The sequence below is a fragment of the Pseudanabaena sp. CCNP1317 genome, assembly GCF_034931345.1.
GTDB lineage: Bacteria > Cyanobacteriota > Cyanobacteriia > Pseudanabaenales > Pseudanabaenaceae > Pseudanabaena > Pseudanabaena galeata.
Genome location: NZ_JAYGIF010000154.1, coordinates 13,519 through 36,134, shown reverse-complemented (window position 1 = coordinate 36,134; position 22,616 = coordinate 13,519). Strand labels below are relative to the sequence as shown.

Here is a 22,616-nt window from a genome sequence, read left to right as displayed (position 1 = left end):
TTTTATGCATTTTTATGATTTAACTAGAAATTTTTGGCGATCGCTGTAGTCAATGTTTCAGAATCACTGACTGCACCAAATACGCCGCCTTGCATTTCGATCATTTTTAGCGCTGCAAGGTGGTTGCCATAGTCCGTAGCACCTGTGCAATCTGACAACATCAGGCATTCATAGCCGCGATCGTTGGCATCACGCATGGTCGTATGCACGCAAACATCGGTGGTGATCCCTGACAAAATAATATTTTTAATACCATTACGATTCAAAATCAGATCGAGATCGGTGGCATAAAATGAGCCTTTCCCCGGTTTGTCGATAATCGGTTCACCTGCGATCGGGTAAAGCTCTGGAATGATGTCCCAACCCTTTTCACCGCGTACTAAGATTTTGCCGCAGGGACCTTCATCACCAATTCCTGCGCCAATTCTTTGCGATCGCCAGCGCTTGTTTTCAGGTAAATCTGATAAGTCGGGGCGATGCCCTTCGCGAGTATGGATGATCAAAAAACCTTTTTCACGAAACAGGGTCAGGACTTTTTTGATTGGCTCGATGGGGGCGCGGGTGAGTGAGAGGTCATAGCCCATTTTGTCCACATAGCCGCCGACACCGCAAAAGTCTGTCTGCATATCGATGATGATCAGAGCCGTATTCTCTGGTCTGAGGTCGCCGTTGTAGGGGTAAGGATAGGGCGTAGAGTTAATATGCATAAGCGATTTTTTTAAGATTAATACAAATTGCATTGTAGATTTATATTAATTGTTGAGGATCTGGTTAGCCCAGACTGTTACTCAGAAACTTATAGCGATCGCAGCTTTCATCTGCCAAACAAAAATGAACACTTTTTATCCCGAAAATCGACAACAGTGGCGAGAGTGGTTAGATAAAAATCATGATATTGAAAGTTCTGTTTGGGTAATCTATTACAAAAAAGGTAGTGGCAAACCTTCCATAACTTAGAAACCATTTAAGAATTACTTTCTATGGCTAAAAGCCCAAAGAGATCCCCCTCTATCCCCCTTAAAAAGGGGAAAAAATTTAATTCTCCCCCCTTTTTAAGGGGGGCTGGGGGGGATCTAAAGCAATTCTTAAATAGGTTCTTAATCATTCCCGATGACTTGATGACAGCATTATCTTCCAATCTAGCGGCAAAGGAATTTTTTTTGAATTTAAGTCGAACTGACAAGTGCAATCTTTTGCAATGGATAACTTTAGCGAAAAGGGAAGAGACGAGGCAAAAACGCATTAGAGAAATTGTATTTTCCGCAGAAAATCAAAGAAAACCTATCTGACCTTCAACTCAATTCTCAAGACTTTTTAACGCCCTTAAACTTTTGTCCTGTATTTAGAATAAAATCAATAAACTTATGTTGCATTTGTAATGATTTATATTCTATAGCGTTTACAGTTTAGCTACTCCTTTCCCAGTCAAGAAATAGCGGTGCGTGGCTTTGCCACGCACCGCTATTTCTTGGTTTTATATGTCTATTTATTTGGTGGGAAGGGAGTATGGGTTAAATAGTATTAAAATTAAATAGTATTGAAATCTAGGTGAGTAGCTATGAGTAAACTGAATCTGATGATTTGCCCTCACGACACAGCAAAAAAACCCGAAAAATGGTTTCGATTTGTGCAGTATCTCAACCTTAATCTTGATTTCACCGTTCACTTTACAATTTCTCTGGATTTCAAAGAATTCCACGATCAACTATCCACAGCGGATATAGTCTATGCAAACCCTGCGGATGGTGTAAATCTCGTAACCAAAGAGCAGTTTATCCCCATCGTTCGTTCCACAAACCTATTTGACGAAGTAGTATTTATTGCTAATCCTAATCTCAATAATCCTTCATTGCAGTCCTATCAAGGCTCTAAAGTAGTCACCGTTAACAGTATGGTTACTAAGCTTGCGACTTCAATTCTCCAACGTCAAGATATCATGCCAACAGAAGTAGTCAATAAAGAGTCTTGGCTGGGCGTGGTTAATGCTGTTGCTAAGGATGAAGCAAGCCTAGGATTTGTCTACAAAGACACCTACGATGAACTTTCTCTCAAAACTAAGGAGATGGTTATAGCGATCGCTACTTCTACAGAACACAAAGCATTTCACGCGTTGTACCTCAACCCCAAAGCTAGGGATCACGCTCAAGCTATATCATCGGTTCTCCAACAGATGCACCTTAATCCATCGGGTCTGGATGTCTTGCAAGAGCTAAAAGTTGAAGCTTGGGAATTAGTACCCGCAGACGCACTGCAATCTCTTTTCGCAATGGCTGAATAAAAATGCAAGCTATGCAGAATGAAGTTTCCTGTAAAAATTAAATTGCAAGAGCAAATCAGAGATGATAGGGAACTTGCGAAAAAAATGATGCCAGAGACCATAGAAATGGGGATACAAGCTTCTTGTTTTCAATTTGTACAGGAACAGGAATTGACAACCGATTTTATTCCCTTCTCACCACAAGAATAGTTATTTGTAGGGTGCTGTTAGGCGAAGCCGTAACGCACCCATGAGCAAGGTTTAGATGCGTTACGCTGGCGCTAACGCATCCTACGAAAAATTTGTAATCAACTTAGGAATAGTTTGTGCAGATCCTGTATATCGAGTTACATCCGCGCAATGAAGCATCGGTTGAGTTGCGGTATCAAAAGCTGAATGGTCAGGGCTATGAAAAGCAGATCTTGCAGATTAGCGAGATCGCAGATTTGATCGCTTTAGCAGAACGGGATATTTATGTGTCTATGTCCGATCCTGTGGCGATGGGGAAGCAATTATTTGGCTGGTTGGATGGGGAGGGGCGCTGGTTGAGTCGCGCCTTGGCGGATTGTCAGGGGGAGTTGTTGGTATTAGCGATCGCTAATCTTGCTAAACTGCCACATTTGCCTTGGGAGGTGCTGCACGATCGCGAGGGATTTTTGATCGATCGCACTTATCCTAAAGTTGTACCTGTGCGCTGGACTAAGGGAGAGGTGGTAGCAAGTGAGCCAGCCGATCGCCCTTTGCGGGTGATGTTTATGGCGACTGATCCTGAAGGGGTGGAGCCGCGCTTGAATTTTGAGGGGGAAGAGGGGCGGATTTTGGATGCGACTCGTGGGGCGGCGCTGACCTTGCGGGTGGAGGAGAGTGGCTGCGTGAGTGAGTTAAAAAAGACTTGGCGGCGCTATGGGGACAATCATTTTGATGTGTTTCATTTGACGGGTCATGCTTCGATCGCTGATGATGGTCAGCCGTTTTTTATTACGGAAACAGAGACGGGCGATCGCTATGATGCGAAGGCGGGTGAAATTGTTGATGCGTTGCGGTTTCGGTTGCCGCGTTTAGTATTTTTGTCGGGCTGTCGCACGGGTCAGGCGGGAGAGCAGGGAGCTACGCCTTCGATGGCGGAGGCTTTGTTAAATTTGGGATTGACGGCGGTGTTGGGTTGGGGTCGTCCGATTGGGGATGATGTGGCGACTCTGGCGGCGGCTTGTTTGTATGAGTCTTTGGCTTCGGCTAATAGTTTGGTAGAGGCGATCGCGGCGACCTATCAGAAATTGCGAGAGGAGAATATTCCTAATTGGTATTTGTTGCGGTTGTATGGGCGCGGCAAGTTGGATGTGAGTTTGGCGGCGTTGGTGTTGCCGTTGGGCGATCGCCTGTTGCCTTTGAGTTCGGAGATCGAGCAGTTATTTCTCGATCCTGATGATGCGACTACGCCGAGGGTGGTGCGGCGTGAGGATTTTGTGGGACGGCGGCGGATCTTGCAATCAAGTTTGCGGCGATTGCAGGGGAGTGATCTGGGTGTGTTGTTGCATGGGATGGGTGGTTTGGGTAAGACGACGGTGGCGAAGCGGTTGTTGGAACGAATTGCCGATCCGCAAAACTCGAACTATGACACGATTTTTAATTTCAAGCAGTTTGATGAAGGGAAGCTGTTGCAGGATTTGGCGAGAAATTGCACTTCTGAGGCGGGGCATGAGATTCTCAATGGCAGGTTGCCGCTAATGCAGAAGCTGACGAAGTTTCTCAAGGAGGGCATGAACGATAAGGATCGCTGTTTGATGTTTGTGTTGGATGATTTTGAGGAGAATCTGGAAGAGAATGTGAATGGGGTATGGGTGCTGAAGTTTGAGGTGGTGGAGCCTTTGATGGCTTTGGTGAGTGCGATCGCCCGTTCTGGTTTGCGTCATCGGTTGATTGTGACCTGTCGCTATGATTTTAATTTGCCAGACGTAGCGCTAAATGCAAGGCTGTTTCGCGTGCCGTTGTTTTCGTTGCGGGGTGTGGATCTCAAGAAGAAGTGCGATCGCCTTGCGGGGTTTCAGTTGCCGATGTTGTCGCGTGAGGAGGCGGAGCCTTTGGTGGCGTTGCAAAAACAGGCGATCGCGGTGGCGGATGGGAATCCGAGGTTGTTGGAGTGGTTGGCGGCGATTTTGCCGAACGATCTGTTGACGGAGGCACAAAAGCAGGAAGTTTTGGATCGGATGATGGCGAAGCAAATTGAGTTTCGCGAAAATATTCTCGCGGAGACGTTAATGGCTCAGCAAAGTCCAGATTTGCGGGAAATGTTAAAGCTGGGTTTGGTGTTCGATTTGCCTGTGCCTGAGTTGGTGTTTGCGAAGGTATGTGAGGGGGTTGAGAATCTCAAGTCGCATCAAGTTCGGGCAAAGGCGATCAGTTTGTTAGAAGTGAATGGCGATCTTTATCGTGTGCCGAAGATTTTGGTGGAGTTGTTAAGTCCTGAGTTTACGCAGGAGATTTATGCAACAGCATCAAGGGAACTCTATCGAGTTTGGTTTCAAGAATCTGAGTCTTCTACTGAGGAGCAGAAGCTAGAAATTCATCGGTTGGCTTTGTTGGGTGATGAGAAAGAGATTGCGGTTAAGATTGGAGTAATCTTAACAAGCCAATGGAAAAATAAAAGTCGATTTCGAGAAGCAATTCATTTATGCGAATCCACATTAAAAATCACAGACGACTATCGAATTTTGCATCAACTCGCTAGATCGCAAAAAGTTTTAGGTGAAGTCGAACTTGCAAAAAATAACTATCAAAAAGCCTTAGATGCTTCTCCTTCTGAAACCACAGATGAGCAATCAGAAAAAGCCGCAATTATTCACAACTTGGCAGTAATCTATGCCCAACAGGGACAGGTAGACCAAGCGATCGACCTCTATCAGCAGTCCTTAGAAATCAAAGAACGTATCGGTGACGTGCAGGGCAGAGCCGCGACATTGAGTCAAATGGGTATACTCTTGCAAAATCAAGGAAAGGTTGAAGAGGCTCTTGCATTACATCAACAATCTTTGGAGCTAAAAGAATCCATTGGTAACTTACAGGGAAAAGCGACTTCTTTGAGTCAAATAGCAATGATCTATAACCAACAGGGACAGGTAGAGCAAGCGATCGCCCTCTATCAGCAGTCCTTGGAAATCTGGGATCGCATCGGTGACGTGCAGGGCAAAGCCGCCACATTGCATCAAATGGCAGGTATCTATAACCGACAGGGACAGGTAGACCAAGCGATCGCCCTCTATCAGCAGTCTATAGATATAGAAGAACGCATCGGTAACGTGCAGGGCAAAGCCGCCACATTGCATCAAATGGCTGGTATCTATGCCGATCAGGGACAGGTAGACCAAGCGATCGCCCTCTATCAGCAGTCCGTAGATATCGAAGAAAGCATCGGTGACGTGCAGGGCAAAGCCGCCACATTGCATCAAATGGCAATGATCTATGCCCAACAGGGACAGGTAGAGCAAGCGATCGACCTCTATCAGCAGTCCTTGGAAATCACAGATCGCATCGGTGACGTGCAGGGCAAAGCCGCCACATTAGCGCAAATGGCAAATATTTATCAATCTCAAGGCTTAGTCGATAAAGCATTTGAACAATATCATCAAGTTTTAGAAATTGCGCGTCAAATTGGTGCTGTTGAATTAGAAGCAACAATGTCACACCAAATAGCATTAATTTATGCAAATCAAGGTCAGGTTGATGAAGCGCTTAAACGTTATCAAAAGGCTACAGAAATTTACGAAAGCATTGGAAATATTGGGTATAAAGCCGCCACTTTGCATCAAATGGCAGGTATCTATGCCCAACAGGGACAGGTAGACCAAGCGATCGCCCTCTATCAGCAGTCCTTGGAAATCAAAGAACGCATCGGTGACGTGCAGGGCAAAGCCGCCACACTCGCGATGATGGGAGTTTTATCAGCGAACAATGGTGATTTTCAAACGGCGATTTCCTATCTCCAAGAATCTCTCACTATCCTGCAACACCTCAAATCCCCCGACGCAGCCACAGTTCAGAGTTGGTTAGAACAAGTCCAACAAATACAAAAAAGCCCCCCTTTACAAGGGGGGTAGGGGGGATCAAACCCTCAAATGCAGCAAGAAAGTCCTTCCCCAATTGAACATATGGCAGAATTCCATAAGATAAACAACTGATGAAAGCGAAAAGTTTAGATCCCCCCTACCCCCCTTAGAAAGGGGGGCTTTTAAGAATCCATGATCCAAACCGACAACCACCTATTCAACAAAGAATAACAAAAAGCCCCCCTTTGCAAGGGGGGTAGGGGGGATCAAACCTCCAAACGCAGCAAGAAAGTCATTCTCCCAATTTGAACATATGGCAGAATTCCATAAGATAAACAACTGACGAAAGCGAAAAGTTTAGATCCCCCCTACCCCCCTTAGAAAGGGGGGCTTTTAAGAATCTATGCTCCAAACCGACAACCACCTATTCAACAAAGATTAACAAAAAGCCCCCTTTGCAAGGGGGGCAGGGGGGATCAAACCCTCAAACGTAGCAAGAAAGTCATTCTCGAACATATGGCAGAATTCCATAAGATAAACAACTGATGAAAGCAAAAAGTTTAGATCCCCCCTACCCCCCTTAGAAAGGGGGGCTTTTAAGAATCCGTGATCCAAACCGACAACCACCTATTCAACAAAGAATAACAAAAAGCCCCCCTTTGCAAGGGGGGTAGGGGGGATCAAACCCTCAAATGTAGCAAGAAAGTCATTCTCGAACATATGGCAGAATTCCATAAGATAAACAACTGATGAAAGCAAAAAGTTTAGATCCCCCCTACCCCCCTTAGAAAGGGGGGCTTTAGACAACTTCACAAAATGAGAATCTATGCTCCAAACCGACAACCATCTGCCTTACAACCCAAAACTAGGCGATCGCGCTAAAGAACTTCGCAAAAATATGACCAAAGCAGAGCGAAAACTTTGGTATGACTATCTTCGCCACCTTTCCACCAGATTTTATCGACAAAGACCCATCGATAACTTCATCGTAGACTTCTATTGCCCAGCCTTAAAGCTAGTGATTGAAATTGATGGCGACACGCACAACAGTCAAGATGCGAGAGATTATGACTTGGAGCGATCGCAGAGATTAGAAGGTTATGGATTGCAAGTAGTAAGGTTTACAAATGAAGAAGTTTTAGCTGACTTTGAAGGGGTTTGTTTGAGAATTGAAAATTTCACTCTATAGAATGTCTAATATTCTCGCCGATCGCGTAGAGTGCGTTAATGCAATGTGCGATAAATTAATCGATAATTGGTTAATCTATTACAAAAAACGTAGTGGCAAACTTTCCATAACATATAGCGATGCGGTAGACGAAACGCTTTGTTTTGGATGGATAGATAGTAAGATAAAATCTATTGATACATTAGCACAAGCTTCAGTCCATCTCTATCCGTTATCGAGTACCAAGCATTGCTTCTAACTGCCGAAGCCGACCTTCGGCTAGGCGATCGCGACATTGCTTGACCGATCGCGAGTTATCCAGAGAAATTAATGATTCAATCTGACAGTGCTGTGCTTGGTAGAGCAACCATTGACGCTGCCCCGCAGAATTTTGTATATTGTCCCGCTTCAGAATTTTAGCTAGCCTTTGGGTGGTGACATCTGACGTAAGCTGAGAATTACCCGTCCCTTGTAAATCAGCAATGCGATCATTAGTCAGTCTCGCTCGACAACTGAAATACAAGAGAGGATAAATGGAGCCTTTACGGAATGGTTCACTCAACTCCTTACAATGAATATCTCGATAGGAATTCCAAGTTTTTTCGACTGCTTTGAGTTGGGACTGTCTAGCTTTAGGGATCTGACTATAAACTTCGTCATAAATTAGCGATCGCAAGAAATCAGCAGTTTTTGCCCAACGAGAAGCGCAAATGTTTAGGTAAAGCTGGGCTTCTTTCTCGCAGGCTGGCGGAGCAACTCCAAACTGTTGAGATTTCGAGATCGTTTGTGATGCTACAGGAGCGATCGCGATACAGGATAGTCCTAGGGCGATCGTTAAAGAATATAAAAAAATTTTCATATTATGTGGATTATTGGGAATTGCTATATGTAGGATTAGTATATTTGCTTAAAAGATGACATCTCATAATCCTATAATCTTTATATCTTTTTAACTAATTGCCTAATACGACCATGTCCGATTCGCTATCACCTCGCGCCGCAATGCTCTCGTCCATGCTTTTAGAATTAATCGAGATTTTGCGCGATCGCCAAGGTGACACATGGGCAGCGATTGTGCGCGTTGCTTCTGGGAAATCGGCAACGATCGCGATCGATGAAACTCGCATCCATGTGCAGGTCGAAGGAGGACAGGAATTGCAAATCACAATTTCCGAGGCTGAGCCTGACGCAGTCAATGACTTTGAAAGCACTGGGCTAGCTTTACGCAACATCATGTTTGGTAAATCTACACTCGAAAAGTCTGTCGCTTCTGGCAAAATTTTCATTCGGGCTAGTTTTGGCGATCTGTTAAAAATACGTTCAATCGTTACCGCTGTTCTACTTGACACAGAGATCGATCCGAGATTGCTCAGTCTTTGGGGAAAATTTGATCAGGAGTGGCGGCAATAGATTTAGGCAATCTTGCTCAAAATGGAAAGTGTGCCGAACCCAATCAAAATAAGCCCACTTCCCCAATTGAGCCAACTTGACCAACGGCGCAATTCTAAAAACTGTTTAATTAGCCCTGTAAATGTCCCTGCGATCGCTAATGGCAATACAGAGCCGATCGCATAGGCAAGTAGAAATTCTGTACCCACCAGCAAATTTCCTGAGCCTGACACCCAAGCTAAAAGGGTGACTAATACGGGGGTGCTGCAAGGCGAAGCCACAAACCCAAAAGATAATCCGATTAATAGCGATCGTAATCCCTGTGGCAAATTTTGAGATACTTCCCAATTCCCAAAGCTGGGTAAACGGAAAGAAATCACTTCCAATAGTTGCAATCCCATCGCGATCGCGATTATTCCCATCACCACCGACCACCCCCAAGCCGTTTGTCCATAAATTTTACCGAGAAGCGCGGCGGTCAGTCCAAAACCCGTGAGGGCGATCGCAAAGCCGAGACAAAACCATGCTGATTGCAGCGCCGATGTCCATGTACTTTTAGATTCATAGCCGCCAATATAGCCAATCGTGAGTGGCAACATTGACAAGGTGCAAGGGGTCAGACTGGTGACCAGTCCTGCTAAAAACACTACGCCAATGCTTGTCCATGAGGCTTGATTGAGTTGGCTATTCACCAAAGCATCAGTCCATTGTTCAAGTTGATAAAACCAGTTTGGTAGACCACCCAAGAAAGTATCAATAAATTGCAGCATCGTGATTATTATTAAACTATTTTTATTCTATAGCTGTCGTCAGTCTTGAAGTGAGGGGCGGCGCTTCGCGCCGCCCCTCACTTCTTGGGTTTGAGCTAAATTGTATGCAGCACCCAACGAAAGGCATAGCGCCATTTGAGAGAGAAATCAACTAATCCTGCGGACTCGGCAATATTTTTTAACTCAGGGGATTTAAATCCACGCAAAACCGACAGAGGGGCATCATTGCGAACCATTTGCACCGCAGGTAATAGCCTTGTGAGGGCATAGATTCCATAATAGGCAAGGGGATGTCGATGCAAATCATTAATCAGAATACCTTGCTTCGAGATACGCTGCATCGATCGCACAATTTGTACAGCATTCTCATGGGCAAAGTGATGCAAAAACATCGCTGCGATCGCCACATCAAACTCGTCATCTGCATAGGGTAGCGCTAAAGCATCAGCAACTTCTACTTTGATTTTTGCTTGTAGATCTGGTGGTAATCGCTTTTTGAGAGCTTCGCGGGCATAATCAACGGTTACAGGATTAGCATCGATCGCCACAATTTCGACATTGATTGCAGGGGACTGAGCCGCAGCCCAACGCACGATATATTCAGGGAAATCGCCAATACCAGTGCCGATATCAAGAATGCGCGTAGTTTGATTTGATCGCGCTCTCTTTTTGAGAAAAGGCGCGAGAACTTCCATTGTGGTGGCATATCCGCCTAGAAGTTGGTTAATGGGGCGCAGTTGTTCTAAGGCATCGGTGAGACGTTCATCCTGAATGGAGAAATCATCCATCAATTCATCTTGATTGGTGCGGATTTGAAATGAAGGCATATATGCTCCTAATTTTTATAAATCACTGATGTTACGTGGAACCCTCACCCCCCAGCCCTCTCTTCCAAAAGGGGAGAGAGGGAGCATTTCTTGTTCCCCTCTCCCCTTTTGGGAGAGGGGCTAGGGGGGAGGGTCTTAGAACTTCCACATAACATCAGTTAATCAATATTTGTAGCGCCAAGCGCTACAAATATTGGCAGTTAAACTTTTTGAAATAAACAACCTTCAATCGATAGTCCAGGACCAAAGGCTAAGGCAATCCCATTTTGAAATGGACTTGCGCCTACTTGATGCTTGGTTAAAATCTCTTTAAGAATAAATAGAATCGTTGGCGAACTCATATTCCCATAACGTCGCAAAATCTCATAGGAATCGGCAACCATGCGATCGCTAAGCTCACAAGCAGATTGAATCTTTTCAATAATTCGTCTCCCCCCTGGATGAATCGCCCAAAAATCTAGATCCTCTGAGGTGAGATGATGTTGACTTAAAAAAGTTTGTAGATAATTAGGTAAATGTCCTACCACTACATCAGGAACTTTCGGAGATAGACCCATCAAAAAGCCCGTATCACCAATTGTCCAATTCATTAGTTCTTCAGTGTTTTCTATGAGTAGACTCGATCCATCGGTATAGGCAAGCTTTCCTTCAGCTTCAGAGAATGGGCGAGAAGTTAAAATAGCGGCGGCGGCTCCATCGGAAAAGATAGCATTAATAATCGTATTCTCTAGAGTGTCAGCCACTTGAAAATGCAATGAACATAACTCCACACAAACTAAAAGAACTTTGGCATGGCGATCGCTTTGACAAATCGCATGGGCAGTTCTAAGTCCATTAAAGGCGGCATGACAGCCCATAAATCCAATCATCGTCCGAGAAATTGTATAGGAAAGCCCTAGTTGCTTGATCAGGTGAATATCAATACCAGGAGCCGAAAAGCCCGTACAACTGACGACTATTAAATGGGTAATGTCTTGAGCGCGAAGATTTTCTGTTTCAGCGATCGCTTGTTGTGCTGCTTGCAGCGCAAGTTTAGGTGCATGGATTTCATATTTTTGATTGCGACTAAAGGTGGTTGGTGTGGGTGTGAGTTCCCAATTATCAGGATAGAGTTCAAATTTTTGGAGATCGCCGCCATAGTCTGGAATGCAACTAAAGCGATAATCAATTCCTGAATTTGCATAAATTGATGGAATTCTTTTTCTAATAGAAGCCGATAAACTTTCTGTCTTTAACATAAAGTCGGCGGCTTCGGATTGCGTGAGCTTATAAGCAGGATTGCTAGTAGCGATCGCTTCTAAAACTGTATACATTTGGTTAATCCCAATAAACGAATATCACATCAAACTTCTTTATCTTAATCACAGGCAAAGCGACTTATAGCACTTTGCCATCAATTCTGAACCCATAGATTTTTTAAATGTATTACTTCGCAAGGGATAAATATACAAATCAAACGTTAGTCACAATAAGATGAACCTAAAGATGAACCTACATTGTATAGTAATGTAAGTTTTGATTAGGATGTACAGCGCTTTGCGCTCAAACCCAAACCAAGAAAATTTTTAAAAGCGTTGCAAAGCAACGCTTTTAAAAATTTTCTTGTGGTTCGTTAGATCGGTAATTGCTGTAAGACCCAAAAGATGAGTGGCGGCGCGAAGCTGAGTTCGACGAAAGCGAAAAATGGTAAGAATCGCTAAGCGATTCTTACCATTTTTCGCCATTTGCGGCGTGCTTTGCACGCCGCGAATGGCTATATCGAAATCACGTTAGATTATCTCTTTCTAGAATGGTGCAAGATCTCAGCTATTCTTGGGAAGGGGGTAATAAAGGTAAAGTAAACGAAAATGTACTGCCTTTACCGAGAATACTTTCAGCCCAAATTTTACCTTCATGTTGTTCAATGATCTTGCGACAGATGGTTAGTCCTAGTCCCGTTCCCCCCTTACGCCTTGAATCCGATGAGTCTACTTGCTGAAATCTTTCAAAAATACTTTCTAATTTGTCCGACGGAATTCCTTGTCCTTCATCTTGAACTGAAAATAATACTTCGTTATCAGATTTGCGATCAGCAGTTAACCAAACAGTACCATCAGTTGACGAGAATTTGATCGCATTACTGAGTAGATTGGTAAGGGCTTGAACAATATAATCAGAATCAACTAAAATCTCGATGTCGATAGGCTTCGCCGCCAAAATTACACCCTGCTGTTGAGCCATTGGTTGCATAGATTCCGTAGCTTGAATCATTAAAGCAGAAACATTACAGATCTGCTTTTCCATTTGCACTTCCCCTGACTCAATTCGCTGCAAATCAAGGACATTATTAACTAAGCGCACCAATCGTTCTGTATTGTCATCAGCGATTTCTAGCATTTGCTTGCCATCTCTAGACAAGTTGCCTAAGCGTCCAGTTGCCAAAATTTTTAAAGCACTATGTAGAGATGTTAAGGGTGTGCGTAATTCATGACTGACTACGGCAATAAATTCATCTTTCATGCGTTCGATCGCTTTGCGATCGCTAATATCACTAGTTAGCGCAAAGAACCCAATAACTTTGTTTTGTTCATCAAGGTGAGGGATATAGGTAACATTCACCGAGCAGGGTAGTCCATCCTTTAAGGTGATTTCATTTTCGTAGGTAACTGCTTGTCCTAATAATGCTAACTTCACATGGATTTGCATTCGTTCATAACATTCAGAACCCCAAACAGTTTGGATGTTGCTACCATAAATATCAGATGGTGACTGTCCTAGCCAATCTTCATAAGCTTTGTTGTTAAAGCGATAGCGCTGATGTTCATCGACATAGGCAATCAGAACTGGCAACGCATTGGTGATTAGTCGCAACTGTTCTTCACTACGCCTCAAAGCCGCCTCAGCTAACATCCGATCGTTGATTTCTTGCTGAAGACTACGGTTGACTTCTTGTAACTCCGCAGTGCGTACTTCCACAATTTCTTCGAGATGTTCCAATAATTGAGCTTGTGCTAGGGCAATGCTGATCTGATCGGCAAGTTGTTGCATTAGTTCCAGTTCAAAATCAACCCAATGATGAGGGAGATCGCAGTGGTGGGCAATCACCAGCCCCCATAGCTGATTGGGAGCAATAGCTTCATTTTGTTGATGGGAATTGAGATTTTGCAGAATCGGGACGATTAACTTAGCTTTGATATTGAACTGATTGGTAAATTCAATTAAGCATTGAGATAAGCCAGCTTTAGGATCATGGACATCGGCGATCGCCCTCACTCGTCCCTTAGCATATAGGTTTTGGTATTCCGTAGGAAAAACTTCTTCAGGAAATGCCAAATCGAGAAGGGCTGGATAATCGGGGAGAACGGCTTCACTAATAGCTCTTCCAGTGCCATCGGGTAAAACTTGGTAAATTAGGACGCGATCAGCCTGTAAGATTCGCTGGACTTCCGTTACGGTTGCTCGTAAGATCTCCTTAAACTGCAAGGATTGGCGAATTTTCAGCGTAACTTCCGCAAACAACTTCACCCATTGCCTTTGTCGCCATAACGCATCTTGCTCGTGATTTGCAGAGATCGGATGCTCTTTAGTAATAGGTTGCTGTTTTGCTGGGCTAGATTTGGAATGTTTGCGTTTAGCCATATTTAAAAGTCAAATTGATGGTTAGAAAGCCCAGTTAGAAAGCCCATCACTCAAGTGCTGGATAAGAGCTAAGACCTGTTGAAACAGGTTGACTTGATTTAGATCTTTTATATAGCGCTCCTAAATGAGTTGTAAGATTTTGAGTTTTGTGAGAGTGCGCCCCTTCGGGGCGCACTCTCACAACCTATTTAGGATTGCTATAGATGGATTGAGCTTTTAGCCAAGAACATGATCTTAGCTATTTATGAGGACTAATTAGGGAAAATGCGTAAACGCCGATTTGGTTCGGAGCCGTAGCTCTCCGAGCGCAGTTGATAATGCTCCACTAATTCATGCTGCATCCGCCGAATAATCGATGAACGCGGTAGTAACTCCACTGGTTGACCTTTAGGAATCACAATCTGCTCGACAGCGAGACGAGTTTCTTCAAGGGCTTCAATTTCATCCTCAGAGTCACCATAGGCGAACATATTCAAGTCACTAATCGTATCCGCAGGACTTTCATCAATGTGTAAAATCCTTCGCAGAGCGCGAGTGATTTGGGGGAGGGTGCTAGTTTTGATCGCGTGAATGGGAATCTGACGTGCTTCAGCAACTTGGCGCACTTTGGAACTGGTGCGAATCTGCGATCGCAATGCCAACACAATGTCCGCCTCATCAAGATCCTTAGTGATTTCGATTGGTAAATTAATCGATTGCACCACCTGTTCAGTTTGATGACGGCTGACTCCATAGAGATAAACATTCAACGTACCAAAACGCTCTCGCATCGCCCCATAGGAAGAAAGATCGCCAAATTCCTCTTCCTCTTCTTCGCTAGCATCGTTTAATTCTGTTACAGCAGTATTACTAATCTTGCTCGTCAAATCAGCAATTTCAGAACGCATTTGCACCTGTGGATCGAGGGGGATCGGCTTGAGTTTACCTGTAGCTCGCCAACCCTTGACCGCAGGATTTCGCATCACTTCAGGATTTTTGGGCTTTTCTTCGGTAGTCGTAACTTCACCAGCATCACTGACCGCCCGAATCTGACGGCCGGGGTCGCGATCGCGCAGGAGCATATCAATGGTTCCCGCGACATCTGCATGGACAGCCCAACGGTAACGCTCCCACATTTCCACCGCAATATCAAAGGTCGGTTGCGCCTTGCGTTCAAGGATGCTCTTTTGGGGTAAGCCGCGCCGCCGCATTTCTTCATCTCCAAGGGTGACGGATTGAATGCCGCCAATTAAGTCTGAGAGCGTAGGATTTTTGATTAAATTGGCGAGTTGATTACCATGCGCCGTACCGACAAGTTGCACCCCACGCTCAGCGATCGTTCTTGCCGCTAATGCTTCGAGTTCTGTACCAATTTCATCAATGACGATTACTTCAGGCATGTGGTTTTCCACTGCCTCGATCATTACTTGGTGCTGCAATTCTGGTTGAGAGACTTGCATCCGTCGCGCCCGACCGATCGCAGGGTGAGGAATATCGCCATCACCAGCGATTTCATTGGAGGAGTCTATAATTACCACCCGCTTATTCAGGTCATCGGCAAGCACACGGGCAATCTCGCGTAGGGCTGTGGTTTTGCCCATTCCGGGTTTGCCTAGCAACAAAATCGATTTGCCTGTTTCCACTAAGTCGCGAATCATAGCGATCGTGCCATAGACAGCGCGACCAACGCGACAGGTTAGCCCAATGATTTCACCTTTGCGGTTGCGGATGGCACTGATGCGGTGCAGGGTGCGCTCAATGCCTGCACGATTGTCGCCACCAAATTCGCCTACTTGATGCACACAGAGGGCTAAATCTTCTTTGGTAATCGGGTCATCGGTTAAATATTTAGTACTGTCAAAATAACGCGCTTCTGGCAACCTGCCTAGATCCATCACAATTTCGACAAGTTGTTCTAACCCGCCGCAGAGTTCGAGGCTACTTTTGATGCGTGGTGGCAGAATATCGAGGAGTTGATCGAGGTTGTCTGTAACTTGTTTGCGGATGGAGTCCATTAGGCTTTTTTAGGTTTTACAGTTAGTTTTTTACTTGTAAATATCTGGACAGCTCCAGATATTTACAGATCTTTGATTTGGGTTGCTAATTTTGGGGCGATCGCTACCACTTGCCAGAGTAGACAAGTTGGCATAGACCTATTGTAATCATTACCAAACTCGATCACCTAAATATACGAGAAGAGGCTCCGAGAAACTGCAAAATTAGATTTTGTCTTAAATAACCTGCTGAATGTAGGTTCCACATAATATCAGTATTACCCCAAAAGCATGAGGCAGCGCAGAGCACTACCTCATGCTTTTGGGGTTTTATGGAAAATCGGAAGTGAATTCTTGTAATTCTGTCATCGCTTTCTGAACATCGATCGCAATTTGTAAAGTCGTATCAAAAATACGTCCATATTCCTTTGCTCGATTATTGATCTGGATCGCTTCAAAAGCATTTAAATCAATATCAAAGCGATCGGGATGAAAGTCAGGATGCTCCCGTAAAATCCGTTCAGTTTTGAGGGCGCGGACAATATCATTGCGGGTCATTCTTAAGGCCGCGATCGCCGATTCCCTAGACTCTAATTTGATTGGATTGCCTGCATCTTGTAACTGATCGAATACATCGATATCACGGATCGTCTTATTGCATTTGTCAACTTCCGTAAATAGGCGCAAAATAACTTTGGGAATACCTTTTTGTCGATGTAAATTTTTTGACATTCGCCATTGCTGCATAATTAATCTTGTGAGCAATAAAGCAATAATTCCGCTAGCGATCGCCAATCCAAGGCATAGAAAAACTATACCTAATGGCGCTCCTGTCAAAATATAAAGTGAATAAATAGTTGCACCTAAAGCCACACAAAAGAAAAGTACAGTTACTTCCACAAATTCGATCGCTAAACTCAACGCCCCCAATATCAAACTAATCAAAAAGATTACCCCCGCAATCCGTAGTGGCGGCAAAAAGATACTGGCAAATGAAATAAAGTTAATTGCAGTAACCCCTAAGGCGATCGCGCGTTGGATTTTGATCTGTCGTGAAGTCAACTTTAGTGATGGTAAAATCTGTTGGCGATCGAAACCTGTCAATTCCAATAGCTCTGCTTCCGAGATCAATAACCGTTCCAGATCGGTTCTCATAATTGTCGTCACCGTCATTTTTGTGAGGACTGGCAAGGGGCTTAAGCCCCTTGTTCTTGCTGGTGAATAACCTAGCCTAGTAGCTGGATATCATCGAAGGTAATTTCATGGTTTTTGGTTTGACCTTGTTCGTTAGATTGCACGATTTGTTTGGTCATCACATAGTAATTACCAAGCTTTTCGTAGATATCTTCAAAACGAGCTTGGCGCACGATTTCATCATTCATCGGATTACGAAACACCGCCGTATAAAGAGATGAAATATAGCCTTCGCCAGTATCCAAGTGACCAAGGTGATTAATTACAAAGCCAATCCGTCCCATTACGCGGCTAACCATCGAGATCTCTTTGCCACGGACTTTGTAGTTTGACCCCATTGAGTCACCAGTAACCAAAATTTCTACGGCTCCCGATTCGTCAGTTGCGCCAAGGTTAAAGGATGATTTGCCATGGGCTTCGTCAAAGGTTTTGCGCTTGCGATGCGTCACCACATCGCGTAGTTGGTTGTATAGCCATTCTTGACCTTCATCCACAGAAACAGTCTTTTCTTCACCGCTAGGGGTGCGGGTAGTGCGCTCAACCAATTGAGGTTTGTCCATGCTCACTTCGACGGTCAGATCTGGCGCAATCTTTGCCTTGCCAGTACGGGCTACGCCATCGATCGCTACGGATACATTGGCAGTTAAGCCTGGGAAATTATGATCCCATGTATAGCGATTTTCGTAAGCAGCCTGAAATAGGTCACGGGCGCTAGTATCAGATTGAGTATTAGGTGCTGCTGTAACCATTTTTTGTTAAAGGTATTAAGGATTTTTATATTTTGATTGCATAGCTAATATAGCAATCTCAGCTATACAATCATCAAAAAACTGTAGTGGCAATTCATGAATTGCCACTACAGTTTTTTGAGATCTATCTGATGTTACGTGGAAGTTTCTAAGACCCTCACCCCTAGCCCCTCTCCCAAAGGGCGAGGGGAACAAGAATTTTCTGGATTCTTCTCCCCCTCTCCTCTCTGGGAGAGGGGGCTGGGGGGTGAGGGCAATCTTCATTCCGCGTAACATTCAGATCTATATCTAATTCCCAGGGGTGGGCTTCAGCGTAAATAAGAAATCTAGGCGGGTTGTTTTAGCATCAACATTGGTAGAAGTCACGGCAATGCCGTTAATGGCATCAAGTACAGACCGAATTTCAGTAAAACTAGGATTAGACTTGACTTCAGGTGGCAAGAGGCGATCGGCAAGGGATAGCGCCGTAGTCATATTCAGATAGAAATAGCCGCCATTGGATTTAGGAATGTCGGTAGTGAGAATTTTGAAAGAACTACTTTCAGGTAGGCTGTTAGCAGGTTTTGGCACAAAGGTATTGACAAGATCGCCCATAGACCAGAACACAAAGTTATTATCTAACGTGCCGCGTGTTGCCACATTGGTATTACCGATCGCCCAAGTAATCACCGATTTGTCACCAATTTGCTTGGGTTTAAGATCAACTCCTTTGGGCAGTAACCCGCCAGAATTTGTTTGGGCAACCTTATCGATTTTATCAAGGGCTGTCTTAGCAGCATTCTGATCGCTGGCTTGAGCGATCGCCACAAATCCAAACCCCGGATTCGCTAAGATTCCTTGATTATTAGGAATGGCGGCGATCGCAAATTCACCATTCATCCATTTGAGAATATCCTGATCGAGATCGAGTTTAGTACTATCTTTTACGGCTTTGCGAATCTGCTCAATCAGTTGCGCGGAACTGGAGTTCCCCTTGGCTTGGGCGACTAGCGATTGCCAAGACTGATAGAGATTTACGCCCGAAACTAATAAAAATGTTTCCTGTGGTAAGAGATTGAGAACCTTGGCTTCGTTATTGGCAAGGGGATTAGAATTATCATTCTTGAGATAAGTATTAATCTCAAACCGCAAGCCTTCTTTCTGAGTACCACCCGTCAAAGTCATGGCATCGAGTTCTCGCTTTGACTGCGCGATCGCTGCTTCGTTGAGATTGAGATTAGCTTGAGAGCCGATAAACTCAAGGGCAACTTCCCCATCAAGATAAACTTGCACTAATGGCTCAACCAGTTTAGTTTGATTGTTTGCCCCATAAATCTTGGCAAAGATCGGTTTCTTGGCAAGGGATGGACTGCTGCCTTTGTAGGTATCGATCGCTTGTTGGATCAATTTTGGGCTGGTGGCGATCGCTACATATTGTCCACCAATGTCTGCTGTGACCACGCTGTTATTAGGGTCGCGTGTGGGGGACTCGTAATAGGTAACGTCCTTATATTGCTTAGCGGTAAATTTTGCCCCTTGTTGGGCTAAGGCTTCACGGTATTTTGACAAAAAAGCATCAGACTTGCTGCGATCGCGGGTTGGGGCGATTACTAAAGTTGCCGCAGGTGCTTGTGGCTGTGCCGCATTTGGGACAAGCGCCGTAATGATATAACCCTCTAACCAAGGCTGCACATCGCGACTATATTCAGTTTTGCTCTGGACTAGCAACGAATTTAACGGTGACTTAGTAATACTTTCACTGATTAGCTTTTGCGAGGCAGGCGTGCCAAATTGGGCAAGTTTATTCCAAGGCTCAGTTTGGGTATTAAAAGCCATCACTACTTGTGCTTCTTGAGGGATCGCCGCCGCCGCACCTAAAATCCCTTTAATCGCCTGTGCTTTCTGCGTAAAATAGAAATACGCACCCCCTGCTCCTGCGGCGATCACGGCTGCCCCAATACCGATATATATCAGCATTGCTGATTGCTTTTGTTTAGCAGATTTGTTGGTTCTAGATGACTTTGACATGGGTATGGAATAAACCTAAAAGTTGCAAGATGTTAAGCACCAAGTCTCAATCAAGATACTACAGAATCGGTCAAAAGTCGTCAGAGTAACAGTCGCCCTACGTATCTAGGTCTAATTGAAATCTAGAACTAAAACCTGTGACGCAGTGTGCGTCACAGGTTTTAGGGTTTTAGAGCCTGTTTGAGTCCAACTACCGATTCACAAAATTGTGACCACAATTTTGTGAATCGATAGTTAGAGGGAGTAAAAGCAGAAATTTATACTAGATAACGTGAGTTCGGGATAAGCTACAAAACTTTAAAAACCAAAACAGTAAAAGCCTCGCGAAGCGAGGCTTTTACTGTTTTGGCTAGAGAGGGTTCGTGCTGTGAACCCTTTCTAGGAGATAGTTTGAAATTAACCCGAACTGAGGTTAGATAGGATAATTCTCAAACAGGCTCTTAATAAAACGTGAGTTCGATATCGCCATTTGCGTCGTGCGAAGCACGACGCAAATGGCGAAAAATGGGAAGAATCGCTTAGCGATTCTTCCCATTTTTCGCTTTCGTCGAACTGACATTAATAAAAATAATTTTTGATAAAAATCCATCTTTGGTATATTTTCATTAAAAATCACTGTGTTTTTCAATTGCTGTAAGTAGCTAGGCATAAGTAAACTAAAAATCTAGAAAGCTGTCCCGCTCGCTAAGCGGGCGGGACAGCTTCTGGTTTTAGGTTTTAATTATGGCTAGCAATTACAAACCCAAACCCGTAAAGTTGCGCCCCGCAGGGGCGCAACTTTACGGGTTTGGGTAATTTATTCTGCATAGGTACTTACTATAGCAATCCTAAATAGGTTGTGAGAGTGCGCCCCAAAGGGGCGCACTCTCACAACACTCAAAATCTTACAACTCATTTAGGAGTGCTATATGAAGTGATTTGGATAATGAGAATTACTAACTGTAAACTCAAAAATCAATTGGATAATGAGAATTACTGTATTCTTTTGAGTATAGTTTTATCAAAAACAAACTTTTAAAAGAAAGCTCATCTTGATGACTAAAAGTTTGTTTCTTTCCATCCTTAGAAACTAGAAAGCTCAATTTCATAGGAAGTATAGATGACACATGGATACAGATAATCTAGCCGTTTATAGTCTTGTTGAACAGTTACTTGGCTATGGTCGCAAGCAGTTTACTGGCAAGCTGGAACTTCATAGTGTCAAAGATTACAAATGGAGTATCTACTATTGTCATGGCAGGCTGGTGTGGGCTTCAGGGGGAGTGCATAATCATCGCCGTTGGCAGAGACTGATGGGGCAGTATAAGCTTCAAATAGACTTTAATAAAATTTCTTTCCGTACTGCCGATGAGATTAGGCTTTGGGACTATCAAGTGTTAGTAATCTTGATGAAACGCTTGGTCTTATCCCGTGAGCAAATCACGCCGATTATTGAAGGTTTTGTACAGGAGGTACTGTTTGATATTATCCAATGTGCGGCAAATGAGAAGATTACCTATTACTGTGATTTTGAAGATGAGATTACCCCAGTGATTGCTCTGATCCATGCGGAACATGCAATTAATCAAGCTCACCAAAAATGGTTAACATGGCGCAAAGCAGGAATCGCCGATTTTTCGCCAAATCTTGCTCCTTGGATCAAGCGACCATCACAACTTAAAGAGGAAGCTTCAGAACTCACTTACAAAACTTTGATTACGATTCTTGATGGTAGGCGATCGCTGCGGGAGTTATCAACATGGATGAAGAAGGATTTGCTTAACCTTGTACAGTCATTGATGGCATATTATCATCGCGGTATGGTTGGGCTAGTGGAAGTTCAGGATATCGAATCTCCTGTCGCCTCTTTTTCGCTAAATGCGGCAAGAAATGAGCAAACCAAATTGTCTGAAAGTAGCTCACCGCAGAAAAAATTAAACCTGATGGCTCGTCCTCTGATTGCCTGCGTTGATGATAGCAATCAAGTATGTGCAACCATCGAACAGATAGTTACGGGATTTGGGTTTGGCTTTTTAGGCATTCGAGATTCAATTAATGTATTACCACTACTGGTTGAACTGAAGCCAGAGATGATTATTTTAGATTTGGTGATGCCGATTGTTGGTGGTTATGAACTCTGCACTCAAATTCGCCGCATACCAGAGTTTAAAGATACCCCTATTCTGATTTTGACTAGTAATGATACGTTATTCGATCGCCTAAGATCTAAATTTGTCGGTGCAACAGCTTTTATATCCAAAACTGCGGGTAATGAAAAGATTGGTGAACAAATCCAGAGATACCTTCTTCCATTTGACAATGAGCCAGAGGAGATCTCATCCATTGATTCTTCAGATACATCTCAGTAGCTATAGCAAACCTATTTAGGATTGCTATCCCGCCCGCGTAGCGGGCGGGATAGCTTCTAGATTTTTAGTTTACTTATGCCTAGCTACTTAGTTTAACGTGAGTTCGATATCGCCATTTGCGGCGTGCGAAGCACGCCGCAAATGGCGAAAAATAGTAAAAAATGCTTAGAGATTCTTACCATTTTTCGCTTTCGTCGAAATGAAGTTAGTTTACTAGAATTCTAGGAGATCGCAAGGAATGGTTAGTTTACAGCGCTTTGCGCTCAAATCCAAACC

18 protein-coding genes are annotated in these 22,616 nt (G+C 44.0%); 8 read left to right on the top strand and 10 right to left on the bottom strand.

The genetic code is table 11. The annotated features are described in order from the left end of the window. Nucleotides 1–23: 23 nt before the first annotated feature. Nucleotides 24–707 (bottom strand): cysteine hydrolase family protein, encoded by a 684-nt coding sequence (locus VB775_RS24065; protein ID WP_281009298.1) that lies wholly within the window; start codon nt 705–707, stop codon nt 24–26. Between the two features lie 124 nt (nt 708–831). Between VB775_RS24065 and VB775_RS24060 the strand changes: the two genes are divergently transcribed. From VB775_RS24060 to VB775_RS24040, 6 genes are all read left to right on the top strand, one after another. Then, complete coding sequence (locus VB775_RS24060; RefSeq protein ID WP_281009297.1) at nt 832–957, top strand: hypothetical protein; 126 nt, start codon at nt 832–834, stop codon at nt 955–957. A 23-nt stretch (nt 958–980) separates the two neighbouring features. Next, nucleotides 981–1,289: a YdeI/OmpD-associated family protein gene (locus VB775_RS26640; RefSeq protein WP_407072951.1), complete on the top strand. Its 309-nt coding sequence runs from the start codon at nt 981–983 to the stop codon at nt 1,287–1,289. 269 nt (nt 1,290–1,558) lie between these two features. Continuing rightward, nucleotides 1,559–2,278 (top strand): PhnD/SsuA/transferrin family substrate-binding protein, encoded by a 720-nt coding sequence (locus VB775_RS24055; protein WP_281009296.1) that lies wholly within the window; start codon nt 1,559–1,561, stop codon nt 2,276–2,278. A gap of 18 nt (nt 2,279–2,296) precedes the next feature. Then, a complete protein-coding gene (locus VB775_RS24050) occupies nt 2,297–2,467 on the top strand; it encodes a hypothetical protein (RefSeq protein WP_281009295.1) in 171 nt (56 codons plus the stop codon). A 116-nt stretch (nt 2,468–2,583) separates the two neighbouring features. Beyond that, a complete protein-coding gene (locus VB775_RS24045; RefSeq protein WP_281009294.1) occupies nt 2,584–6,348 on the top strand; it encodes a tetratricopeptide repeat protein in 3,765 nt (1,254 codons plus the stop codon). Nucleotides 6,349–7,123: 775 nt separating this feature from the next. Further along, nucleotides 7,124–7,486: an endonuclease domain-containing protein gene (locus VB775_RS24040; protein WP_281009293.1), complete on the top strand. Its 363-nt coding sequence runs from the start codon at nt 7,124–7,126 to the stop codon at nt 7,484–7,486. Between the two features lie 211 nt (nt 7,487–7,697). Here the strand turns inward: VB775_RS24040 and VB775_RS24035 are convergent, their stop codons facing one another. Then, entirely contained in the window at nt 7,698–8,324 is a 627-nt protein-coding gene (locus VB775_RS24035) for a lysozyme inhibitor LprI family protein (RefSeq protein WP_281009292.1), read from the bottom strand. Nucleotides 8,325–8,437: 113 nt separating this feature from the next. Here VB775_RS24035 and VB775_RS24030 point away from each other — a divergent pair, with 113 nt between their 5' ends. Next, nucleotides 8,438–8,875, top strand: a complete 438-nt coding sequence (locus VB775_RS24030) for a hypothetical protein (RefSeq protein ID WP_281009291.1) — start codon at nt 8,438–8,440, stop codon at nt 8,873–8,875. Nucleotides 8,876–8,877: 2 nt separating this feature from the next. On the opposite strand, the gene VB775_RS24025 is transcribed toward VB775_RS24030, so the two are convergent. The 8 genes from VB775_RS24025 to VB775_RS23990 all read right to left on the bottom strand — a co-directional run bounded on the left by VB775_RS24025 (nt 8,878) and on the right by VB775_RS23990 (nt 19,992). Further along, a complete protein-coding gene (locus tag VB775_RS24025; RefSeq protein WP_281009290.1) occupies nt 8,878–9,624 on the bottom strand; it encodes a cytochrome c biogenesis protein CcdA in 747 nt (248 codons plus the stop codon). A 95-nt stretch (nt 9,625–9,719) separates the two neighbouring features. Beyond that, nucleotides 9,720–10,451 (bottom strand): methyltransferase domain-containing protein, encoded by a 732-nt coding sequence (locus tag VB775_RS24020; protein ID WP_281009289.1) that lies wholly within the window; start codon nt 10,449–10,451, stop codon nt 9,720–9,722. Nucleotides 10,452–10,651: 200 nt separating this feature from the next. Next, nucleotides 10,652–11,764 (bottom strand): type III polyketide synthase, encoded by a 1,113-nt coding sequence (locus tag VB775_RS24015; protein WP_281009288.1) that lies wholly within the window; start codon nt 11,762–11,764, stop codon nt 10,652–10,654. Between the two features lie 493 nt (nt 11,765–12,257). Beyond that, nucleotides 12,258–14,069, bottom strand: coding sequence for an ATP-binding protein (locus tag VB775_RS24010; RefSeq protein ID WP_281009287.1), 1,812 nt, complete (start codon nt 14,067–14,069; stop codon nt 12,258–12,260). Between the two features lie 251 nt (nt 14,070–14,320). Beyond that, entirely contained in the window at nt 14,321–16,063 is a 1,743-nt protein-coding gene (locus VB775_RS24005) for a R3H domain-containing nucleic acid-binding protein (RefSeq protein ID WP_281009286.1), read from the bottom strand. Nucleotides 16,064–16,372: 309 nt separating this feature from the next. Then, on the bottom strand, nt 16,373–17,233 hold the full coding sequence (locus VB775_RS24000) for a hypothetical protein (RefSeq protein WP_323216988.1): 861 nt from the start codon (nt 17,231–17,233) through the stop codon (nt 16,373–16,375). A 35-nt stretch (nt 17,234–17,268) separates the two neighbouring features. Beyond that, nucleotides 17,269–17,985 carry a DUF3386 domain-containing protein gene (locus VB775_RS23995; protein ID WP_281009284.1) on the bottom strand — a complete coding sequence of 239 codons (717 nt, stop codon included), beginning with the start codon at nt 17,983–17,985 and terminating at the stop codon, nt 17,269–17,271. 288 nt (nt 17,986–18,273) lie between these two features. Continuing rightward, complete coding sequence (locus VB775_RS23990; RefSeq protein WP_281009283.1) at nt 18,274–19,992, bottom strand: DUF3352 domain-containing protein; 1,719 nt, start codon at nt 19,990–19,992, stop codon at nt 18,274–18,276. A 1,106-nt stretch (nt 19,993–21,098) separates the two neighbouring features. Here VB775_RS23990 and VB775_RS23985 point away from each other — a divergent pair. Continuing rightward, nucleotides 21,099–22,340 (top strand): response regulator, encoded by a 1,242-nt coding sequence (locus VB775_RS23985; protein ID WP_281009282.1) that lies wholly within the window; start codon nt 21,099–21,101, stop codon nt 22,338–22,340. The last annotated feature ends 276 nt before the right edge of the window (nt 22,341–22,616 follow it).